Source organism: Pontibacter sp. E15-1 (assembly GCF_022601975.1).
Classification (GTDB): Bacteria; Bacteroidota; Bacteroidia; order Cytophagales; family Hymenobacteraceae; genus Pontibacter.
Genome location: NZ_JAKVIR010000002.1, coordinates 209,552 through 226,178, shown reverse-complemented (window position 1 = coordinate 226,178; position 16,627 = coordinate 209,552). Strand labels below are relative to the sequence as shown.

The window sequence follows — 16,627 nt, the reverse complement described above, 5'->3', positions numbered from 1 at the left end:
TGTTGGTATGACCCCATATATAGCCCCTTCTATTTTAGCCTCTGACTTTGCAAACCTGCAAGCTGAGGTAGAGATGCTGAACAAGAGCCAGGCCGACTGGCTGCACATCGATATCATGGACGGCCGTTTCGTGCCGAACATCTCCTTCGGATTTCCGGTGATGGAAGCCGTGAAGCGGTATGCGCAGAAGCCGCTGGATGTGCACCTGATGATCGTGGAGCCGGAGCTATACATCGAGCGGTTCAGGACGGCTGGCGCAGACTGGATTACGGTGCATATAGAAGCCTGCGATCACCTGCACCGCACCATTCAGCAGATACAGGCGACGGGTGCGAAGGCCGGGGTAGCCCTGAACCCGCACACCCCAGTGCATCTTTTGGAAGATGTGATCGCAGACCTGGACCTGGTGCTGGTCATGTCGGTGAACCCAGGTTTTGGCGGCCAGAAGTTTATACACAACACCTACCGAAAAGTAGAGGCTTTAAAAGACTTGATCATTTCCCGCAACGCACACGCCCTGATCGAGGTGGATGGGGGCGTGAACGAAGAGACGGCCCCGCTATTGCTGGAGAAAGGTGCGGATGTGCTGGTGGCCGGAAGCTACGTGTTCTCTTCCCCAGACCCGATCCAAACCATCGCCTCGCTTAAGTCGTCCGCTAAATAACCTATATCATGCTGAAATTTCTGCCGGTGTGGTTTCTGTTACTTTTGCCGTTAGCAGTTTCAGCGCAGCATGCGCTTCTGACCGGAAAAGTCTTAACCCCGGAGCTTCAGCCGCTTGAATTGGCCACGGTAGCCATACAGGGAACGTCGCTGGCCACGCAAACAAAGGTTGACGGCACCTTTACGTTGCGGGTTCCGGCACAGAAAGCGCTCATCCTGCGTGTGAAGTACTTGGGCTACGTCGGGCTGGAGAAGCAGGTGCAGCTAACGCCAAACCAGGAGCTAAGGCTGGAACTGACCCTGCAACCCGACCCGCAGCAGTTGGGCACGCTGGATGTGCGCGGAAAAAACGGGCAAGACACCCGGGAGCAGGCCAGCATGACTAAGCTAGACCCACGCGACATCAAAAACCTGCCTTCCGCCTTCGGCGATTTCAACAAGGTGCTCGTTACTTTGCCCGGGGTGAGCAGTAACAACGAGCTTTCCAGCACCTACTCGGTGCGCGGCGGCAACTACGACGAGAACTTGGTCTACGTCAACAACATTGAGATTTACCGGCCTTTCCTGATCTCAGCGGCCCAGCAGGAGGGCCTCAGCTTCGTGAACCCCGACCTGGTGGGCGACATCGCCTTCTCCTCTGGCGGCTGGCAACCGAAGTATGGCGACAAGCTTTCGTCGGTGCTTAACATCCAGTACAAACAGCCCAAGGAATTTGCGGGCTCGGTGAGCGGAAGCCTGACAGGTGGCACTGTCCACCTGGAGGCCACATCCAAAAACAAGAGAGTTACTTACTTGGTGGGGGCGCGGCACAAAAACGGCAAATACCTTCTGCAGGCCCTACCCGTGGATGGGATGTATAACCCTGTCTATACCGATGCGCAAGCCTACCTCACCATTGACCTGAGCAAGGACAGCCTGCGCCGGGGCCGCACCATGCTTAACCTGCTGGGGAGTTACGCGCGCAACAATTACGCCGTGGAGCCGGAGTCGCAGGTGACAACGTTTGGCACGCGGCAGGCCCCCTTGCGGCTGTCGATTGGGTTTGAGGGGCGCGAACTGATGGAATATTCCACTTACCAGGGCGGCCTGAACCTATCGCATCGGTTTTCGGTATCCTATACCTCAGAGCTCATTCTGTCGGCGGTGCATTCGTGGGAGCGCGAGTTCCGAGAGGTGGAGGCGTTTTACCGGCTCTGCGATGTGAGCACCACCGGAAACAATGTGGGCGAGTGTCAGCAGGAACTGGGTTTTGGAACACAGTATGACCATGCCCGCAACACGCTCTTAGCCCGCATCGGGACGGCTGAGATACGCAACACCTGGCAGTCGGGACAGCGCAGCAAGGTGCAGTTTGGGGCCAAGCTTGGCTCCGAGAACATTGCGGATGAGCTGTCGGAGTATGGCTTTGCCGATTCTGCTGATTTCGTGACGCAAACGTATTTTCTGAAGTCAAAGCTCAACCTGAACACCCTGCGCTACAGTGGTTTTGTGCAGCACACCATCGAGCTGGACTCGCTCCGGACAATCACCTACGGGCTGCGCGCCACCTACTGGGATTTCAACGGTGAGCTCGATGTTTCGCCGCGCGTCCAGTATTCGTTCATCACCCGCCAAAATCCGGACCTGTCTTTTAAGGCCGCGCTGGGGGTATACTACCAGCCGCCATTTTACCGTGAGCTGCGCAACCCCGAGGGGCAACTGAACGCCAAGCTGAAAGCGCAACGCTCGGTGCATGCCATCGTCGGGAGCGATTACCTGTTCAAGGCCTGGGACCGGGATTTCAAACTGACGGCAGAGGCCTATTACAAGTGGATGACAAACGTGGTGCCGTATGACATTGACAATGTGCGGCTGCGCTACTTTGCCCTGAACAACGCCAAGGCCTATGCCGCAGGGTTTGATGTGCGCGTGAACGGGGAATTTATACCTGGTGCCGAGTCGTGGTTGAGCCTGGGCCTGCTCACCACGAAGGAGAACCTGGTCGGGGATTCGCTTTCGCGGTACAGTGCACAGGGCGAAGTGGTTGGAAAGGAGGAGTTGGGCTATATCCGAAGGCCAACCGATCAGTTGCTGAACATCGGCGTTTTCTTTCAGGACCACCTGCCCGACAACCCCACCATCCGGATGAGCCTAAACCTGGTGTATGGCAGCGGGCTTCCCTTTGGGCCGCCCCGCCGTCCGGAATACCGGAACGCGTTTGACGGGAAGTCCTACAAGCGGATCGACATCGGCTTCTCTAAACTGATCGTGCTGGAGAGCGACCTGGTGGAACGCAAGCGGGCGTCGCTGGAAAGCCTCTGGATTGGGCTTGAGGTGCTCAACCTGATCGATGCCCGTAACCGCGTGTCGTATACCTATGTGAGCGACGTGAACAACCTGACCTACGCCGTGCCAAACTTCCTGACGGGGCGTCGCCTTAACCTCCGTTTTGTGGCTAAGTTTTAACCCTGCATCTACGTAAAAAGCAGCAGCGGGAGGTATAAATCATACTTCCCGCTGCTGCTTTTTACGTATGGTGAGTCTACTTTCTCTTTTTCCAATCGTTGTACGCGGTTTCTATTTGCCGGGCGTACTCTTTGTAGCTCTCTGGTTCCGACGGGCCGAGTTTCATAGCTTTGGCTGTGAGGTTGAATGCCATCTGGTACTCATTGTTATAGGCGTACAGCTTGGCCTTTATCCAGTTGTTATAAAAGTTGTCTTTGATGGCAATGGACTTGTTGATCCAATCCAGTGCTTTCTGATGGTGCTCTTTGCGGGGAAGCATATACTCGGCGGCCTGCGCCCAGATATACCAATCATCCGTGCTTGCCTTGGTCAGGGCATCGTTAATGTTGGCAAGCGCTTTTTTCTCTATCTCTGTTTCGATACTCAGCGATACCGTCTTGTTCTCCCAGGAAAGATTGAGCTTCCCTTTGTTTGTGTCGATATCGGAAAATGAAAATTGCATGGTCTCCTGAAAAGGAGTTTTTTTAGGCTTCACCTCCAGATAGGCCACATCATCCAGTTCGTTATACCCCTCCAAGCCCCACAGGCCGGTGTCTTTGTTCAGGACCACCTGCCAGAGCGAATCACTTTGTGGGAAAATGAAGAAGGAGTAGGTTCCGGCCGGCACTCGCTCATGGTTCAGGAACAGTTCGTCGGTAAAGGTAATCAGCGTGGCCTCGTTGGCCCCCGCCCGCCAAAGGGAGCCATAGGGTACTAATGATCCGAAAACTTTTCGCCCTTTTACGCTCGGGGCATGATATTCTACAGTAATGTCGGTGAGGCCAATGGTTTGCTTGACCACTGCGGCAGGACTGGCCTGGGGGAGCACGAGCTGTGCCGTGACATCATACGCTGTTAGACAGAAAAAAAACAGAAATAGGAAAGTTAATCTCTTCATGTTAAAATGATAATGCGGAGTCTTATTAATTTAAGTGAAAAAATAATGCCAAAAGTATGCCCTAGATTCAGTAATGCCGCTAATATACGAAATTTCAACATTCGCTGTAAACTAAAATTGAGGTATATGCTGTATTAATTATATATTTCCAATATCGTGCTTACCTCGGAAATGTATCATATCATTGCTTATCAGTAGTTTATACCTAGTTTGATATTGTGTAAACATTAAAAATATTATTTAAAAGAAGAGAACTTTTTAAAAAAATAAATAGTATTATCATGGTGTAATTTTGAACTCTACGAACGTCTGATGATTAGAGTTAAAGTTATAGCGTCATTACAATTTTTAATTTTTTCCTGATTTTTTTAGATACGTGTAAGTAGTCTGTCAAGGCTTCCAGGAAGACCTAGAGACAATTAAGGCTGCGTTGAACGCCACAGCAATGTGACTTGGTGGAGGCTATTGCTGTGCTTGTATCCCACCATGCTAAACAATCTAATCTTTATGTGAAGATGAAATCAAAAATTTTACTGCAGCATGCCTGCAGGCAGTACCAGAATGTCCAGCGGGGGCTGGTTGTGGTGCTGTTCCTGCTTACCGCCTTTGTGGCAAAAGCTCAAAATGCCTATACCGATGCAGGCCTGTCGGTGCCTACGGTCACGTCTGACAAAGACGATTACGCACCCGGGGAAATAACCATTATATCAGGCTCCGGCTGGTCTTTAGATGAATATGTGGATGTGCACCTGGAAGAAGATCCTGAATATGAGCATAACCACGACTTCCATGATATTCAGGTGAGTGAGGATGGCACCTGGAAAATTGAATACCCGATAGAAGTAAGGCACTTAGGAGTGAAATTCATGTTGACAGCTCAAGGAAAACAAAGTGACTATAGCGGGACTACAATTTTTACGGATGGGCCTGGGGGTGTAACCATTTCATCAGTATCACCTAATAGTGGACCATTCAATGCCACCACATCTGTTACCATTAACGGTACAAACTTATTTCCTACTAATGGTCTTACGGGGAGCAGCCGAGTTAACTATACATACCAAGTTACTTTTGATAAAATAACTGTATCAGCTTCAACTGTTGGTCAGAATGGTACAATGCTAACCACAAACGCTCCAATACAAGCTTCAGCAATTGGAAATTCAAAAGTTACAGTTACTCGTTCAGACAATGACTCTGATTTTAAGAACAATGCTTTTAGCTATCAGGCTGCCAGTAGTAACTTATCTGTAAGCTCTGCCACAGGAACTCAAGGCAGCACCGTTACTCTAAAGGCAACGCTTACATCAAATGGTGCAGGTATAATTGGAAAAACTGTAACCTTTAGACTAAATGGAACAATAGTTTCTCCTTCGGCAATCACAGATGGAAATGGACATGCAATACTTAATAATGTAAGTTTAGGCGCTATATTACCAGGCACTTACACAACTGGTATAAGTGCCAGTTTCGCTGGAAATACAGATTATACGTTAAGCAGTGGCACCAATAGCTTAACAGTCAATCCGGCGCAAGCCCCTACATCCCTAACGGTTAACGCTGCTACTGGATCTTATGGTGGTTCTACTACGGTCTCTGCTACTTTAAAATCTGGAACAACCAACTTAAATGGCAAGACAGTTTTATTTACACTGAATGGCACATCGGTTGGTTCAGCCATAACGGACGTAAATGGCGTAGCCACATTATCTGACAGAAGTTTAGGCACGATTGGGGCAGGTACTTATGCTACGGGGGTTGGGGCGAGTTTTGCAGCAGAAACCAATTTCGCAGCCAGTTCTGGCATGGCTAGTCTAACCGTGAGCAAAGCAAACCAGACGATTAGCGTAACTTCACCTGCGCCGGCAAGTTCGGTATATAACAGCACCTTTACTGTGGCTGCGACGGCATCTTCCGGGCTTCCGGTGAGCTACGGCAGCAGCGGCGTGCTCAGCCACGTTGGCACTACCTATACCATGAACAGTGGTACCGGAAGCGGCACCGTAAGCTACAGCCAGGAAGGTAACGCCAATTACAACGCAGCCACAGTAGTTACAGAAACCGTGAGTGCCAGCAAAGCTGCACAGACCATCAGCTTTGAGGCCATCACGTCCAAGACATTCGGCGATGCGCCTTTTGCAATCGCCCCAAGTGCCTCATCCGGGCTTCAAGTGGTTATCAGCACCTCAGGTGGCGTCAGTTACAATGCCCAGAGTGGATTGGTAAGTATTACAGGAGCAGGCCCTGCCAGCATCACGGCGGCTCAGGCCGGGAATGATAACTACCAGGCTGCGGTTGATAAAGTAATCCGTTTCGAGGTGAACAAGGCCGCCGCCACCTTATCGCTTGCCAACCTGTCGCATACCTACGACGGCACCTCTAAATCAGCTACTGCTTCCACGGTTCCGGCTAACCTGGCAGGAGTGAGCATTAGCAACAATGGTAAAACAGAGGCGGGCAAGTATACAGTAACCGCTTCCCTTGACAACGCCAACTACGAAGCGGAAAGCGTAAGCAGGGATCTGGTGATCGGAAAAGCGGATCAGGTGATTACCTGGGCAGTACCAGTGGCTATTACGTATGGCACCGCCTTGTCTGACACGCAGCTAAATGCTGAGGTAGCCGGTATTGCAGGTGGTTCTGCACCGGGTGCCCTGACCTATAATCCGTCGGCTGGCGTTAAACTCAGTGCTGGCAGTCATACCTTGTCCGTGACAGCCGCCGCTACCACAAATTATAACGCCGCTTCTGAAACGGTAGCGATAGTGGTGCACAAGGCTACCCCTGAAATCGCCTGGTCTGATTTGGCTGCGATTACCTATGGCACTGATCTGGATGGTAAACTGAATGCCACCGCGTCTTTTAGAGGGCACGCTGTTGCAGGCTCTTTTGACTATAAGATAGGTGCTACCGTCGTGACGAGGTACACCATGTTGAACGCTGCGGCTTTGCCTTATGCGATAGACGTGACGTTCACGCCAAATGATTCGAACAACTATACAGGCAACACCGGCCAAAACACCCTAACCGTGAACAAGGCAGAACTGACGGTGAAGGCAAACGACATTACGACGCCGACGCAATACAGTGACATGTTGCCGGCCTTCGGTTATACCATCACAGGTTTTGTGAATGGGGATAACAGCGATGTTGTTTCCGGGGTACCTACGCTGAGCACCACCGCATCACTTTCCAGCACCAGAACTGCGCAATGCCCTGCCGGCACGTATAACATTGTTCCCAATATAAGCGCGATGGCTGCAGCTAACTACAGTTGCAAAGCTGTGGCTGGGAGCTTTACGGTGACAGAAGAAGATGCCACGATCGCTTACTCTGGCTTAGACTATTTCTCTACCGGCTCTGCAAGCTCCAACACCGCGAAAGTAACCCTGTCGGCTGTTGCGCAGGATATTGCGGATGCAAACCGCGGAAAGATCGTTAGCAATGCCGTGATCGATTTTAGAACCGGTAACACTATATCCGCCCCCGCTGTAAACAGTGCGGCTTTGAGTAGAGCCATTGGGTATATTTCGACAAATGATGATACCCAAGGCATGGCCACTTCCGAGACGTTCTCCTATACCCTAAGCGGCAGCGATGCAAACAATGGCGGAAGCACGATTACCTTTTACCCCATGGTGAACAAGGTGTCAGGCGGGTCCTATTATACCGGAGTCGGAGACGCGGCCACGATTACCATAGCCATACCCGGTCAGGACAATATTACTGGTGGGGGAAGCCTGGTGGCAAAAGCGCCTATGGGAACGCTTGCGAACGGGAGCGTAAAGAAAGTGAACTTTGGCTTTACCATGAAGTACAACAAGAGCGGTAAAAACCTGATGGGCCAGGCGAATATCATCTTCCGGACAGCGGGCGGCGTGAACTATCAAATCAAGAGCAACGCCATCAACTCTCTGGTTTTGAGCGATTACAAGAACGGTGCGACAGTGGTCGGGAAGAAGGCAGTGTTCAATACTAAAGCAAACCTTACGAACTTGCTGGATGGGACTAGTCTGGGCGGAAACATGAATCTGACAGTAGAAGTTGTCGAAGCCACAGTGGCGGGGTACAAGGACATGTTCAGCGTGAAGTTAACCGATCCTGCTGGCGGCCTTTTGTATGCCAGCAACTGGAACGGAACCACTTCTGCACTACAGGACATTGCGGGTGGTAAAATAAGCGTGCGCGGCACTTCCACTTTATCCGGCGCCTCAACCGCCTCACTTGTTTCGGCTGCACCTGGTGGTTTGTTGCCTGACTCCAGGCAATTACTCAATTACCCCAACCCATACCATGACCGCACAGCCATCACGTTCTCCACACAGGCAGAAGAAAGCTTTGTGTTGGAGGTATATGACGTGAAAGGCGCTTTGGTGAGAAAAATGGACGCTGGCGTGACTGAGGCAGGGAAGGTGTATACCTACGACTTTGATAGCCGTAGCCTGCCCGAGGGGGTATACATTGCCCGTCTGATCACGGCATCGGATGTGCAGACACTAAAGATGGTGCTGAAAAAATAGTGTAATCTGATTGACAGGAAATGCCTGGTGCATCGATTTCTTTTGTGAAGTCGGCGTGCCAGGCATTTGGTTTTCTGTGGGCAAGGAGCAGAATCACTTGTTTTGGGTTGCGTCAGAGATGCCCCTTGAAAAGCGGTTTTTCATCTTCCTTTCTGCTATAATGGGCTAATTAAAAAAGGAAAGGGCAGGAGGGGGATACTATTTGTTATAACAACCGATTCATTGTCAGCTAATTCTGAATCCTAATATGGAGCAGGGTAGTATAAATGTTATACTTCAATTTTGTAATTATAAATTTTAGAAAAACTTTTTAAGCGTGTGGGGGTATATAGGTGATATTAGCGTGACATAATTCAATATTATGTCATTAATCTCTAAATATCCTTAGCGTAATGGTTGTTTGCAGAATTATATTCAGGAAGCTTTTCGAATTCATCTCTGAATAATATCAGGTTCATTACTATTCATTTCATAACCCCACGCCCCATTTCCGCGTGGATTTTTATTTTTAGTCAAGTTTGTTTTATATTTTAAAAAAACAGCTTTACTTTGTGGTACAGAACATGATCGCAGCCACCACCCATAGCATCCCATCTAATCCGGCAATCTCCGTTGCCCCGGTAGCGCATGCGCATTTTCATCACATCCATCATTCCTCGTAAGAGGAATACTGTCATTATACCGCCCCCTTGGGTACAGACCCGGTTTACAGACTTTGCCCAAAGCAAAGCCATACCTTTCATTTCATTGTATATACATAACGACACCCCATATGCTACGATTAGCTATCCAGAAGTCCGGCAGGCTTAGCGAAGACTCGCTAAAGCTTATCCGCGAATGTGGAATCTCTTTTATCACCAGCTCGCTGAAGCTGAAAACCGAATCAACCAATTTCCCGCTCGAAATCCTGTACCTCCGCGACGATGACATCCCTGGCTATGTGGCCGACGGGGTGGCAGATATCGGCATTGTGGGGCAGAATGTGCTCGTGGAAGAAGGAAAGCAGTCACTCACGGTAGAGAAACTGGGCTTTTCGAAATGCCGCCTGTCGCTGGCCGTGCCCAAGAGCGACCGATATGAATCTGTGCAGGACCTGAACGGGAAGAACATCGCCACGTCATATCCCAACCTGTTGCAGGCTTACCTGCAGGAGCAAGGCGTGGAGGCGCACATCCATACCATCAGTGGCTCCGTGGAGATTGCACCGAGCATCGGGCTGGCCGAAGCCATCTGCGACATTGTGAGTTCGGGCAGCACCCTGATCAGCAACGGACTGAAGGAGGTAGAGCGCGTGTTTAAGTCGGAGGCGGTGTTGATTGCCAATGATAAACTGAGTGAGGAGAAACGCCAGATACTAGACAAGCTCTTGTTTCGGATCCAGGCTGTGCAGCGCGCCCAGAAAGCCAAATACATCCTGCTGAACGCGCCAAACGACAAATTGCAGGAAATCAGCGATCTGCTGCCGAGCATCAAATCCCCGACCATACTTCCCCTGTCAGAAAGCGGCTGGAGCTCGCTCCACTCCGTTGTGAACGAGGACGATTTCTGGGAGATTATCGAGAAAATAAAAGACGCCGGGGCACAGGGCATCCTGGTGATTCCAATTGAAAAAATGATCGTTTAAGCCATGCGCAGAATCATTACCCCTCCGCAAGAGCAGTGGCCCGCGCTAACCAGGCGGCCCACAAAAAACCTGGCGGAACTGGAGCCGGGCATTGAGCAAACCTTCCAGCTGGTGCAGGAGCAGGGCGACGCCGCCCTGCTGCAACTCGCAGAGAGGTTTGACGGCGTGACGCTTGAGAGACTTTTAGTGAGCCCTGAAGAGATTGCTGCCGCCGAGGCAAAGCTCCCCCTAGTACTGAAAGAGGCGATTTTGCAGGCTTTCAGCAACATTCAGGTGTTTCATACCCAGCAGGCCGAGCCCATCCAGCAGGTGGAGACGATGCCGGGCGTTATGTGCTGGCGCAAAAGCGTGGCCATCGAGAAGGTAGGCTTATACATACCGGGCGGCACGGCGCCATTGTTTTCGACACTGCTGATGCTGGGAGTGCCCGCACGCATTGCGGGTTGCCGGGAGCTGGTGCTTTGCACGCCCCCCTCTAAAGACGGGTCGGTGCATCCCGCCATCCTATACACCGCCTCGCTGCTGGAGATCACCCGGGTGGTGAAAGCCGGTGGGGCCCAGGCGATTGCGGCCATGGCCTTTGGCACCGAGAGCGTGCCCGCCGTGTATAAAATATTCGGCCCCGGTAACCAGTACGTGACGGTGGCCAAGCAGCTGGTGAGCAAAGCCGGTGTGGCCATCGACCTGCCTGCCGGTCCGTCGGAGGTGTTGGTGATGGCCGACGAGTCTGCAAACCCTGCCTTCGTGGCAGCCGACCTGCTTTCGCAGGCAGAGCACGGGCCAGACTCGCAGGTAGTGTTACTCACAAACTCAGAAAGCTTGCTTTCTAAAGTGGAATTGGAGCTTGAGGCGCAACTGGCCGTGCTGCCCCGTGCAGCGTTTGCCGCCAAGGCCCTCGACAACAGCGTTGGCATTGTGCTGGAAAGCGTGGCCGAGATGATGGACTTCTCGAATTTGTACGCTCCGGAGCACCTTATTCTCTCTATCCTCAACTTTGAGGAGGCGCTGGACAGCATCATCAACGCGGGCTCCGTCTTTCTGGGGAACTATAGCCCCGAGTCGGCCGGCGACTATGCTTCCGGCACCAATCATACCCTGCCCACCAATGGGTATGCCCGCGCGTATAGCGGCGCATCGCTGGACAGCTTCGTGAAGAAAATCACGTTCCAGCACATCACACCCGCAGGTTTGCAGCAAATCGGCGGCACGATCGAGACTATGGCGGCGGCCGAAGGGCTGGAGGCGCACAAAAATGCAGTTACATTACGCTTAAAAGAGGTGAACCGTGTTTAACCTGAACGATATTATCCGACCCAATGTGCTGAAGATGAAGCCTTACGCTTCGGCGCGCGATGAATTTAAGGGTACTGCCAGCGTTTACCTGGATGCCAACGAGAACAACCTTGGCAGCCTGGCGGGAGGCAACTACAACCGCTACCCAGACCCGCACCAGAAGCAATTGAAGGCGCTCATTGCAGAGATAAAGGGCGTGGCGCCCGAGCAGATATTTCTCGGAAACGGGAGCGACGAGGCTATCGACCTGCTGTTTAGGATGGTATGCCGCCCGGGCCAAGATGCCATGTTGCACCTGCCGCCCACCTATGGCATGTATGAAGTGTCGGCGCACCTGAACGATGTGGCGCTGGAAGCAGTACAGCTCACGCCTGATTTCCAGATACCAGTGCAGGAGTTGCTGGCGCAGGTAAAGCCAACCACCAAAATCATCTTTATCTGCACCCCCAACAACCCGACAGGCAATACCATCGAGGCCAGCGCCATTGAGCAAGTGCTCCAAGACTTCAGCGGGCTGGTGGTGCTGGACGAGGCGTACGTAGATTTTGGCGACAGCCCAAGCTGGACCACGCGCCTGGCTGATTTCCCGAACCTGGTGGTACTGCAGACCTTCTCCAAGGCCTGGGGTATGGCCGGGCTGCGTCTCGGGCTGGCATTTGCCTCTGCCGAGATCATCAGTGTGTTGGACAAGATCAAGCCGCCCTACAACATCAACGAGGCAACACAGGAGCTTGCTTTAAAGGCCCTGACGCAGACCGAGGCCCTGAAGGATATGGTGGAGGAGATTGTGCAGGAGCGCACCCTGCTGATGCAGACGCTCCCGACCTTGGCCGCCGTAGAGAAAGTGTTCCCCTCAGACGCGAATTTTATACTGGTACAGGTGACCGATGCCAACGGCTTATACCGTTACCTGCTGGAGCAGGGCATCGTGGTCCGAAACAGGTCCAGCCTGCCAGGCTGTGAAGGCTGCCTGCGTATCTCCGTCGGGACGCTGGAGGAGAACCAAAGGCTGTTACAGGCCATCGCCGCCTTTTAATGAATCATCCGCCCCATATCCCGCCCCGTGGCAGAAATACAATTGAGCGCCAGTAGGCGAGGTATGGCTATCAAAACCGAACATGAAAAAAGCATTGTTTATTGACCGTGACGGCACCATTCTGATTGAGCCAAAAACGGATTTTCAGGTGGATTCTTTTGAGAAGTTTGCCTTTGTGCCAAAGTCGATCAGCAACATGGCCCGCATTTTCCATGAGCTGGACTACGAGTTTGTGATGGTGACCAATCAGGACGGGCTGGGCACGGACTCATACCCGGAAGACACGTTCTGGCCCTATCAGAACAAGATGCTGGAGGTGCTGGAGAGCGAAGGCATCAAGTTCGACGAGATCCTGATCGACCGCAGCTTTGAGCATGAGGGGCTGGAGACGCGCAAGCCGGGCATCGGGATGATGAAAAGCTACCTCGCCGGGGAGTATGACCTGGCCAACAGTTATGTCATCGGGGACCGCGCCACAGACATCAAACTGGCGCAGAATCTGGGGGCCAAAGCCATTTTTATAGGGCACGAAAACCCGGGTGGTGCCGCGCTCAGCACCACGAGCTGGGACGAGATTTATACCTTCCTCACCCGCCCCACACTGCGTAGGGCCACCGTGCAGCGCAGCACCTCCGAAACCGACATCCGGATCGAGCTGAACCTGGACGGCACCGGCCAGATGGACATCCATACCGGGCTGGGCTTTTTCGACCACATGCTGGAGCAGGTGGCCAAGCACGCCAAGCTGGACCTGACCATACACGTGAAAGGCGACCTCCATATCGACGAGCACCATACCATCGAGGATACCGGCCTGGCGATGGGGGAGGCGTTTTTGCAGGCGCTCGGCGACAAGCGGGGCATCAGCCGCTACGGCTTTTTCCTATTGCCCATGGACGATGTGCTGGCGCAGGTCGCCATCGACTTCAGCGGCCGCCCCTGGACGGTATGGGATGGTGCGTTCAGGCGCGAGAAAGTGGGGGACATGCCAACCGAGATGTTCTACCATTTCTTCAAGTCCTTCAGCGACACCTCCAAAGCAAACCTCAACGTGAAGGTGAGCGGCGAAAACGAGCACCACAAGATTGAGGCGATCTTCAAGGCATTTGCGCGATCCATACGTATGGCCGTGGCCCGGGATCTCACAGACAACACCATCCCGAGCACCAAAGGGATTTTGTAATCCAACATAAACTTGGGAATAATTGTATTTCAATTAAGTTTTTGCTTTGAAGAAGTTTTGTTTTGCTAGATCAGGACAAAATGATTCCCAGTTTTTCCGGGAGGCACCTTGTATATTTCCGGTGCCACGTGAGTGGCAGCCGTTAGGCAGGAAATGTACACAGTGCCGAGCGGGAAAACGTGCCCCAGCGGGCGTGGAGCGCAAAGCAGGCTATGAAAAGAAGGAGTTTCGAGTTTAAAACAACCGCTATATTCCCAAGTTCAAGTTAATCCAGCCATATATGGTATATACAGCAAAAGGGTAGCGAGACCACCCTTTTGCTGTATATACCATGTAGGATTATCGCTATCTTCGTTAAAGTCTGACACTTTAGGAAGTTACTTGTCGCTAGGGCATCCGGAGCCAGTCTTTGGCAAGCGCGATGTCGTCGAAGGTCTTTATGTAGTGAGGGTTTTCGGTATTGTCGAGGGTTTTGTCCGTAGACAGCCTGCTGAGCACGCTGGGTGAGTAGATCCAGGCAAAGCGCCTCAAGCCCGCTTCCCGCAGCGCCGGAAACCAATACGTGCCGCCCCACTTAGCTGCCCCAGACCACATGCCCTGTACCTGGGTGTTGTTGTTAAGGATGTCGTATATTTTGTATTCTTTCACCAGGCGGAGTATTTCCATGCAGCCTGCCCGCACATCATGATGGCTCACATTACCGCGCCAGTTCACATACATCCAGTTGTCTGAGTGATTTAGTTCAATCGCTATAAAGTTATTCCGATACAATAACTCTGTTCTTGTTGAATCCATCTAATTCAAGTAAAGTAAAAGCCATACCCTGTCGCCTGCGTGTTGCGTCAGAAAGTATTTGTAAGCAGCTAATCTAAAATTAAGTTGCAGGCCGCCAAATGGCACAGATGGCACGATTCCAGTGAGATGTGCGATCATGGCAAGCGCTTAAGGCCTGCTTTTGTGGTGCAAATTTAAGAAGATATGACGCAGGAAGCCAGCAAATATTAACTTTCTATATATTTAAGCCGACTTCTCCCTAGTTGCTTTACCATGTACGGATGGCGGAGTATGTATGGATTGGCAACTTAACCGCGCCCGTATATGTTCGTACCTAAAGAGAGGCATTATCGCCTTTCGGGCGGCATAATCCATTCCTGCCATTGCCGTCTGCCGGTTTTATGATTTAACGAACATTCATGGAGCATTTTCAAAAACTCCTTATACCCCTGATTCTCCTCCTGCTCAACGTGGGCCAGGCCGTAGCCGTCGCGGACACCACTTCCACGGCTATACCTGCTTACCCGGCCATTCAAAAACTTTCCAGAGTCATTCAGTTTGAAACCGTGGCACCGGAGCCCGGGCAATTAGCCGACGCAGAAGCCTTTACCGCCTTGCACGATTACCTGGAAGACGCATTTCCGGCCCTGCACGCGCGGTTACAGAAAGACGTGATAAACCAGCATAGCCTGTTGTATACCTGGCACGGCACCAACCCCGACGCGAACCCCATCCTGCTGAGCGCCCATCTTGACGTGGTGCCAGTGGAGGAGGCCACCAGGACTGACTGGAGATTTCCTCCCTTTCAGGGATTGGTGCAGGAGGGCTATATCTGGGGCCGGGGCACCATGGACGACAAGTACCGGGTGGTGGCAATGATGGAGGCTGTCGAGCAGTTGGTGCTGGCAGGTTATCAACCAGAGCGCACGTTATACCTTGCTTTTGGCCACGATGAGGAGACCGGGGGTGAGGCGGGCGCGGGCGGGATCGCCGCATATCTACAGGATCAGGGCATCCGGCTGGAAGCCGTTTTTGACGAAGGGCTGGCGGTTGCCAAAAACATTATGCCGGGCCTGACGGAGCCGATCGCCTTTGTTGGAACTGCGGCCAAGGGAAACCTGAACCTGGTGTTGGAGGTGAGGGGCGAGGGCGGGCATTCTTCTGTCCCGGTGGATGAGCCGCCCATTTATATCCTGAGCGCGGCTATAAAACGGCTGCACGAAACCCCTTTTCCGGCCCGGATGACGCCTGTCACGAAAGAGACAGTAGCGCGGCTGGCCGGAAAACTGGGTGGGAGGTATAAATTTGCCATGCAGCACTACGGGGTGTTCAGAGGGCGGGTGCTGAAAATGCTGGCCCAGGACCGCGTGACGGCCGCACTGGTCCGCACTCAGATGGCACCCACCGTGATTGGGGGCGGCCTGAAGGCAAATATCCTGCCCCGCGTGGCTTCCGCCGTCATCAATGTCCGCCTCCTGGAAGGCGACACCCAGCAGCGTGTGCTGGACCACGCGACGAAAGCCATCGCAGATGAGCGCGTGCTGGTCTCGGTGCAGGGGCAGTATACCCCGCCCTCGGCCGTGACCCCCACCGATGGCTGGACCTACCAGGCATTGACCCACGCTATTGAAGAGACCTTTCCAGAGGTGCAAACCGTTGTTCCGGCTCTTTTCCCGGGAGCCACCGATGCCCGGCACTATGCCGGCCTCACCGCCAATATCTATCGTTTTGCGCCTCAGGTTGTGGACCGACAGGAGGCGAAGCGGGTGCATAACGTGAACGAGCGGCTGTCGGTGGAGGTGTTTGGGAAGTGCATCGCCTTTTACGGGCACCTGATCCGGGCCACGTGCGGCGCGGAGACACAGGAAATTGCCCTGCAGGAAGAGGAGGGTTCCCGGCAAGTGGCAACACGCGCCAAATAAAAAAACGCAAATATATTTGGGATTTCTCAGTTTACGGAATAGATTTGCGCTATAGTAAAATTTAACTCAACCGAAGGATTACTTTAAAGCAAGATATACAGTGACTCTCAATCTTCATATGGCATGGTGGTGGCACGTTTCAAATCCGAACGTGAACAGCCCTGCTATATAGTTCAGAAGACATATTATAGCACACGATAAAAAGTTTAAAGCCCGCTGTTCACCTGAAT

10 protein-coding genes and 1 pseudogene are annotated in these 16,627 nt (G+C 52.4%); 9 read left to right on the top strand and 2 right to left on the bottom strand.

Features of this window, described 5'->3' with window-relative positions; genetic code table 11:
* Positions 1-7: 7 nt before the first annotated feature.
* Together rpe and MKJ04_RS02445 are read left to right on the top strand one after the other, a co-directional pair.
* A complete protein-coding gene (rpe, locus tag MKJ04_RS02450; RefSeq protein WP_241638969.1) occupies positions 8-664 on the top strand; it encodes a ribulose-phosphate 3-epimerase in 657 nt (218 codons plus the stop codon).
* Positions 665-672: 8 nt separating this feature from the next.
* Positions 673-3,108: a TonB-dependent receptor gene (locus tag MKJ04_RS02445; protein WP_241638967.1), complete on the top strand. Its 2,436-nt coding sequence runs from the start codon at positions 673-675 to the stop codon at positions 3,106-3,108.
* A 76-nt stretch (positions 3,109-3,184) separates the two neighbouring features.
* Here the strand turns inward: MKJ04_RS02445 and MKJ04_RS02440 are convergent, their stop codons facing one another.
* Positions 3,185-4,045: a DUF2911 domain-containing protein gene (locus MKJ04_RS02440; RefSeq protein ID WP_241638966.1), complete on the bottom strand. Its 861-nt coding sequence runs from the start codon at positions 4,043-4,045 to the stop codon at positions 3,185-3,187.
* Between the two features lie 515 nt (positions 4,046-4,560).
* Here MKJ04_RS02440 and MKJ04_RS22925 point away from each other — a divergent pair.
* The 6 genes and pseudogenes from MKJ04_RS22925 to hisB all read left to right on the top strand — a co-directional run.
* Positions 4,561-5,259 (top strand): annotated as a pseudogene (locus tag MKJ04_RS22925) (IPT/TIG domain-containing protein); the annotation flags it as partial.
* 681 nt (positions 5,260-5,940) lie between these two features.
* Positions 5,941-8,565 (top strand): MBG domain-containing protein, encoded by a 2,625-nt coding sequence (locus tag MKJ04_RS02435; protein ID WP_241638965.1) that lies wholly within the window; start codon positions 5,941-5,943, stop codon positions 8,563-8,565.
* Between the two features lie 772 nt (positions 8,566-9,337).
* Positions 9,338-10,189, top strand: a complete 852-nt coding sequence (gene hisG / locus MKJ04_RS02430; protein ID WP_241638964.1) for an ATP phosphoribosyltransferase — start codon at positions 9,338-9,340, stop codon at positions 10,187-10,189.
* 3 nt (positions 10,190-10,192) lie between these two features.
* Positions 10,193-11,482 carry a histidinol dehydrogenase gene (gene hisD, locus MKJ04_RS02425; protein WP_241638963.1) on the top strand — a complete coding sequence of 430 codons (1,290 nt, stop codon included), beginning with the start codon at positions 10,193-10,195 and terminating at the stop codon, positions 11,480-11,482.
* Positions 11,475-12,518: a histidinol-phosphate transaminase gene (gene hisC / locus MKJ04_RS02420; RefSeq protein WP_241638962.1), complete on the top strand. Its 1,044-nt coding sequence runs from the start codon at positions 11,475-11,477 to the stop codon at positions 12,516-12,518. The genes hisD and hisC overlap by 8 nt, the downstream gene beginning before the upstream one ends.
* An 82-nt stretch (positions 12,519-12,600) precedes the next feature.
* On the top strand, positions 12,601-13,701 hold the full coding sequence (gene hisB / locus MKJ04_RS02415) for a bifunctional histidinol-phosphatase/imidazoleglycerol-phosphate dehydratase HisB (RefSeq protein WP_241638961.1): 1,101 nt from the start codon (positions 12,601-12,603) through the stop codon (positions 13,699-13,701).
* Between the two features lie 387 nt (positions 13,702-14,088).
* Here hisB and MKJ04_RS02410 read toward each other — a convergent pair whose 3' ends face one another.
* Positions 14,089-14,496 carry a hypothetical protein gene (locus MKJ04_RS02410; RefSeq protein WP_241638959.1) on the bottom strand — a complete coding sequence of 136 codons (408 nt, stop codon included), beginning with the start codon at positions 14,494-14,496 and terminating at the stop codon, positions 14,089-14,091.
* A 398-nt stretch (positions 14,497-14,894) separates the two neighbouring features.
* On the opposite strand from MKJ04_RS02410, the gene MKJ04_RS02405 reads away from it, so the two are divergent.
* Positions 14,895-16,397, top strand: coding sequence for a M20/M25/M40 family metallo-hydrolase (locus MKJ04_RS02405; RefSeq protein ID WP_241638956.1), 1,503 nt, complete (start codon positions 14,895-14,897; stop codon positions 16,395-16,397).
* Positions 16,398-16,627: the final 230 nt, after the last annotated feature.

Coding starts and splice junctions, on each gene's coding strand:
- rpe (WP_241638969.1), top strand. CDS start 8: ATGACCCCATATATAGCCCCTTCTATTTTAGCCTCTGACTTTGCAAAC.
- MKJ04_RS02445 (WP_241638967.1), top strand. CDS start 673: ATGCTGAAATTTCTGCCGGTGTGGTTTCTGTTACTTTTGCCGTTAGCA.
- MKJ04_RS02440 (WP_241638966.1), bottom strand. CDS start 4,045: ATGAAGAGATTAACTTTCCTATTTCTGTTTTTTTTCTGTCTAACAGCG.
- hisG (WP_241638964.1), top strand. CDS start 9,338: ATGCTACGATTAGCTATCCAGAAGTCCGGCAGGCTTAGCGAAGACTCG.
- hisD (WP_241638963.1), top strand. CDS start 10,193: ATGCGCAGAATCATTACCCCTCCGCAAGAGCAGTGGCCCGCGCTAACC.
- hisB (WP_241638961.1), top strand. CDS start 12,601: ATGAAAAAAGCATTGTTTATTGACCGTGACGGCACCATTCTGATTGAG.
- MKJ04_RS02410 (WP_241638959.1), bottom strand. CDS start 14,496: ATGGATTCAACAAGAACAGAGTTATTGTATCGGAATAACTTTATAGCG.
- MKJ04_RS02405 (WP_241638956.1), top strand. CDS start 14,895: ATGGAGCATTTTCAAAAACTCCTTATACCCCTGATTCTCCTCCTGCTC.